The sequence below is a fragment of the Streptomyces sp. NPDC055815 genome (assembly GCF_053616475.1).
The window spans coordinates 16,670-20,355 of record NZ_JBSHDU010000116.1 but is presented as its reverse complement, the minus strand read 5'-3'; the positions used below and the strand labels follow the sequence as shown (position 1 = coordinate 20,355).

Annotated in this window: 3 protein-coding genes; all 3 read left to right on the top strand. The window is 71.0% G+C overall.

Features of this window, described 5'->3' with window-relative positions; genetic code table 11:
• The coding region (locus tag ACWGN5_RS39285; protein WP_453523209.1) for a carbohydrate ABC transporter permease at nt 1-1,013 on the top strand (1,013 nt) is incomplete at its 5' end.
• Between the two features lie 26 nt (nt 1,014-1,039).
• Nucleotides 1,040-1,879 carry a sugar ABC transporter permease gene (locus ACWGN5_RS39280; RefSeq protein WP_453523211.1) on the top strand — a complete coding sequence of 280 codons (840 nt, stop codon included), beginning with the start codon at nt 1,040-1,042 and terminating at the stop codon, nt 1,877-1,879.
• 45 nt (nt 1,880-1,924) lie between these two features.
• Nucleotides 1,925-3,592, top strand: coding sequence for a glycoside hydrolase family 13 protein (locus ACWGN5_RS39275; RefSeq protein ID WP_453523208.1), 1,668 nt, complete (start codon nt 1,925-1,927; stop codon nt 3,590-3,592).
• Nucleotides 3,593-3,686: the final 94 nt, after the last annotated feature.

Here is a 3,686-nt window from a genome sequence, read left to right as displayed (position 1 = left end):
GGGCGCCCCCGCCCCGGGGCGCGGGGGCGCGCGCGCCGGCCCCCCCCCCCCCCCCCCGGGCCCGCCCCCGCGGAACTGGTACCCCGCGCCGCGCGGCGAAGCGCTCCCTCTCCACCCACTGGTACGCCTGGGCCATGGTCGCCCCGGTGGTGATCGTGATCGGCGTGATCATCGGCTATCCGCTGGTCCGCGGCATCTACCTGTCGTTCACCGACGCCAACGAGCGGAACGTCGCACGGTCGATCGGCGTCAACGAGATCCCGGCCAGCTACGAGTTCGTGGGCCTGGACAACTACACCGACGCGATCACCGGGAGCCAGTTCCTCGGCACCCTCGGCTGGACGATCCTCTGGACCGTGTCCTGCGTCGCCCTGACCTTCGCCCTGGGCCTCGGCCTCGCCAACATCCTCAACCGCAGGATCGCCGGCCGCTCCTTCTACCGGATGCTGCTGATCCTGCCCTGGGCCGTCCCCGGCTTCGTCTCCGTCTTCGCCTGGCGCTTCCTGTACGACGAGCGCCGCGGCATCCTCAACAAGATCCTCGCGGGCGGCGGCATCGACGCCGTCCCGTGGCTCAACGACCCCACCTGGGCCAAGCTCTCGGTCATCGCCACCAACGTCTGGCTCGGCGTGCCGTTCATGATGGTCGCCCTCCTCGGCGGCCTCCAGTCCATCCCCGGCGAGCTGTACGAGGCCGCCGAGATGGACGGCGCCAACCCCTGGCAGCGCTTCCGGCACATCACCATGCCGGGGCTGCGGTCCGTCAGCACCACCGTGATCCTGCTGAGCACGATCTGGACCTTCAACATGTTCCCGGTGATCTTCCTGCTCACCCGGGGCGGGCCCGGCGAGGCCACCCAGATCCTCGTCACCCAGGCCTACAAGTTCTCCTTCGAGGTCAGCCCGCGCGACTTCGCCCAGTCGTCCACGTGGGGCGTGCTCATCCTGGTCCTCCTGATGGTCTTCGCCGCGTTCTACCAGCGCGTCCTCCGCAAGCAGGGAGAAGTCTGGTGACCACCACGACCCCCACCCCCCGGGCGATGAACGCCCCGGTCCGCGGCCGCCGTTCGCCGCTCGCCTCGGTCGGCCTGCACGCCACCCTGATCGTGGCGTCCGTGATCGCCGTCTTCCCCGTCCTGTGGGTGCTGCTGACCTCGCTGAAGCCCGCGAAGTTCGCCACCACCACGGACTTCTTCAAAGAGACGACCTTCGAGAACTACACGAACCTGCTGAACGACACCCCGTTCCTCACCTGGTTCGGCAACTCGCTGCTCGTCGCCGGCCTCACCACCGTCATCGGCGTCTTCATCGCCGCCACCACGGGCTACGCCGTCAGCCGCTTCCGGTTCCCCGGCAAGCGCGGCCTGATGTGGACGCTGCTCGTCACCCAGATGTTCCCGGTCGCCGTCCTGATCGTGCCGATCTACAACATCATGGCGTCGATGGGCCTGCTCAACCAGCCGGCCGGCCTGGTCATCACGTACCTGACCATCGCCGTCCCGTTCTGCGCCTGGATGATGAAGGGCTTCTTCGACACCATCCCGCGCGAGATCGACGAGTCCGGCTACGTCGACGGCCTCACCCCCTTCGGCACCTTCTGGCGGCTCATCCTGCCGCTCGCCAAGCCGGGCATCGCCGTCACCGCCTTCTACTCCTTCATCACCGCCTGGGGCGAGGTCGCCTACGCCTCCGCCTTCATGGTCGGCGACGAGAACCTCACGCTCGCCGGCGGACTCCAGAAGTTCGTCAACCAGTACGGCGCCCAGTGGGGCCCGATGGCCGCGGCCTCCGTGCTCATCGCCGTCCCCGCCGCCCTGGTGTTCCTCTTCGCCCAGCGTCACCTGGTCACCGGCATGTCCGCCGGTGCCGTCAAGGGCTGACGGTTGAACGCCCCACCTGTACGCCCCTTACCTCCCAGGGAAGACATGACCCAGCATCTCGCCACCCCGGCCGACGCCCACACCACCGGCACGCACACGGGCTGGTGGAGAGACGCCGTGATCTACCAGGTCTACCCGCGCAGCTTCGCCGACGGAAACGGCGACGGCATGGGCGACCTGGAGGGCATCCGCAGCCGGCTGCCCTACCTCAAGGCGCTCGGCGTCGACGCCGTCTGGCTCTCCCCGTTCTACGCCTCGCCGCAGGCCGACGCCGGCTACGACGTCGCCGACTACCGGGCCATCGACCCCATGTTCGGCTCGCTCCTCGACGCCGACGCCGTGATCCGCGAGGCCCACGAACTGGGCCTGCGCATCATCGTCGACCTGGTCCCCAACCACTCCTCCGACCAGCACGAGTGGTTCCAGCGCGCCCTGCGCGAGGGCCCCGGCTCGGTGCTCCGCGAGCGCTACCACTTCCGCCCCGGCCAGGGCGAGAACGGCGAACTCCCGCCCAACGACTGGGAGTCCATCTTCGGCGGCCCCGCCTGGACCCGCACGGAGAACCCGGACGGCACCCCCGGCGACTGGTACCTCCACCTCTTCGCCCCGGAGCAGCCCGACTTCAACTGGGAACACCCGGCCGTACGCGACGAGTTCCGCTCCATCCTGCGCTTCTGGCTCGACATGGGCGTCGACGGCTTCCGCGTCGACGTCGCCCACGGCCTCGTCAAGGCCGCCGGCCTGCCCGACATCGGCGCCCACGACCAGCTGAAGCTGCTCGGCAACGACGTCATGCCCTTCTTCGACCAGGACGGCGTCCACGAGATCTACCGCAGCTGGCGGCAGATCCTCGCCGAGTACGACGGGGAGCGCATCCTCGTCGCCGAGGCCTGGACCCCGACCGTCGACCGCACCGCGAACTACGTGCGCCCCGACGAGATGCACCAGGCCTTCAACTTCCAGTACCTGGGCACCCACTGGGACGCCACCGAGCTCCGTACGGTCATCGACGCCTCCCTCGACGCGATGCGCCCGGTCGGCGCCCCCACCACCTGGGTGCTGTCCAACCACGACGTCACCCGGCACGCCACCCGCTTCGCCAACCCGGCGGGCCTCGGCACCCAGCTCCGCGAGGCCGGCGACCGCGAGCTCGGCCTGCGCCGCGCCCGCGCCGCGACCCTCCTCATGCTGGCCCTGCCCGGCTCCGCGTACGTCTACCAGGGCGAGGAGCTCGGCCTCCCGGACGTCACCGACCTGCCCGACGAGGTCCGCCAGGACCCGTCGTTCTGGCGGGCCAGCGGCCAGGACGGCTTCCGCGACGGCTGCCGGGTGCCGATCCCGTGGACCACCGAGGGCTCCTCGTACGGCTTCGGCGACGGCGGCTCCTGGCTGCCGCAGCCCGCGACCTGGGGCGCCCTGAGCGTCGAGGCGCAGACCGGCGACCCCGGCTCCACCCTGGAGCTCTACCGCAGCGCGCTCGCCGTCCGGCGTGAGCGCCCCGAACTCGGTGCGGGCGACGCCGTCGAGTGGCTGGAGGCACCCGAGGGTGTGCTCTCCTTCCGCCGCGACGGCTTCGTCTGCACCGCCAACACCACCGGCCGGGCCATCACCGTCCCGCTGCCCGGCCGGTATCTCCTCTCCAACGAGGAAATCCGCACCGTCGACGATGAAGCGGAAGTCCCCGCCGACACCACCGTCTGGTGGGCGGTGTGACGATCCCCCTGCCGCGGGGGGGGGGGGGCGGGGCCCCCCGGCGCCCGGCCCACGCCGGCCCCAACCGGGGGCGCCGGGGCCCCCGCCCCCCCCC

Coding starts and splice junctions, on each gene's coding strand:
- ACWGN5_RS39280 (WP_453523211.1), top strand. CDS start 1,040: ATGAACGCCCCGGTCCGCGGCCGCCGTTCGCCGCTCGCCTCGGTCGGC.
- ACWGN5_RS39275 (WP_453523208.1), top strand. CDS start 1,925: ATGACCCAGCATCTCGCCACCCCGGCCGACGCCCACACCACCGGCACG.